This window comes from Mitsuaria sp. TWR114 (genome assembly GCF_007997345.1).
Window position 1 is genome coordinate 1 of the sequence record NZ_VOSR01000270.1, and the last position, 1,551, is coordinate 1,551.

1 protein-coding gene is annotated in these 1,551 nt (G+C 67.9%); it reads left to right on the forward strand.

Going from position 1 to position 1,551, the window contains the following annotated elements:
- Positions 1 to 1,551: amino acid adenylation domain-containing protein (locus FUT87_RS11730; RefSeq protein WP_147241126.1), on the forward strand; the 1,551-nt coding region annotated here is incomplete at both ends.

The window sequence follows — 1,551 nt, forward strand, 5'->3', positions numbered from 1 at the left end:
GCACGCCGCTGTTCTCCAGCCTGCTGAACTATCGCCACAGCGGTCCGCGCCGCGGCGAGGACGGTGCGGACGCGGTTTGGGACGGCATGACGCTGGTCGGCGCGAAGGAGCGGACCAACTATCCGTTCACGCTCTCGGTCAATGACCGCGGGGAAGTCTTCGAGCTGGTGCTGCAGGTCGAGCGCTCGGTGCGTGTGGCGCGGATGCAGGCTTATCTGGAAGCGGCCGTGCGCGGCATCGTCGACGCGCTGGCTGCGAGCGGCGGGCAAGCCTTGCATGCGCTGAGCGTCCTCGGGCCGGAGGAGGCAGCGACCTTGACGCGTTGGAGCGAGGTGCCGCCGTCTGCTGACGAGGCCGTGCCGATGCATCGGCTGATCGAACGCCAGGCGGCGATCGATCCGGATGCACCGGCGCTGGTCTTTGGGCAGAGCACGCTGACACGCGGTCAACTCAATGGGCGTGCGAACCGTCTTGCGCATCGCCTCATCGCGCTGGGGGTGCGCCCGGACTCGCGCGTGGGACTGGCCGTCGATCGATCGATGGAGATGATGGTCGGCGTGCTGGCCATCCTGAAAGCCGGCGGCGCCTACGTGCCGCTGGACCCCGAGCTTCCCGCCGATCGGCTCGCCTACATGCTCGAAGACAGCGGCGTGGCGCTGGTGCTGACGCAGCCGCATCTGCGCGCGAAGCTGCCGGTCGGGCAGGGCGTCGAGCTGGTCGATATCGACGCGACCGTCGCCGCTCAGGCCTCGCAGGACACGCGCGGTCGCACCGACCGTGCGGCCGAAGCCGCCGATGAGGCGGTCAGCGATGGTGAGAGCGATGCATCGCTGGCGAATCCCAACGTCGAGGTCCACGGCGAGAACCTCGCCTATGTGATCTACACCTCCGGCTCGACGGGCCGGCCGAAGGGCGCGGCCAACCGCCACGTCGCGTTGCATAACCGTTTGGCCTGGATGCAGAAAGCCTACGGGCTGAGCGCGGCTGACACGGTGCTGCAGAAGACGCCGCTGAGCTTCGACGTCTCGGTGTGGGAGTTGTTCTGGGCGTTGGCGGAAGGCGCACGACTCGCTATCGCCGCGCCGGGCGATCATCGCGATCCGCAGCGGCTGGTCGCGCTCATCAACGAGCACCAAGTCACCACGATCCACTTCGTGCCGTCAATGCTGCAGGCCTTCCTGGCGCATGACGGCGTGGAGACTTGCACCTCACTGAAGCGCATCGTCTGCAGCGGCGAAGCGTTGCCGGCCGAGGCGCAAGCCGCCGTGTTCCGACGCCTTCCGAAGGTGGGCCTCTACAACCTGTACGGCCCCACCGAAGCGGCCATCGACGTCACGCATTGGACTTGCCGGGACGATGGTCGCAGCCAAGTGCCGATCGGCGCGCCGATCACCGGCATCTCAACATGGGTGCTCGATGGCGACCTCAACGCGGTGCCGCCGGGTGTTCCGGGCGAGCTGTACCTGGGAGGCATCGGCCTGGCGCGCGGTTATCACGATCGCGCCGGACTCACCTCCGAGCGCTTCGTCGCCAATCCGATGGCCATCGACG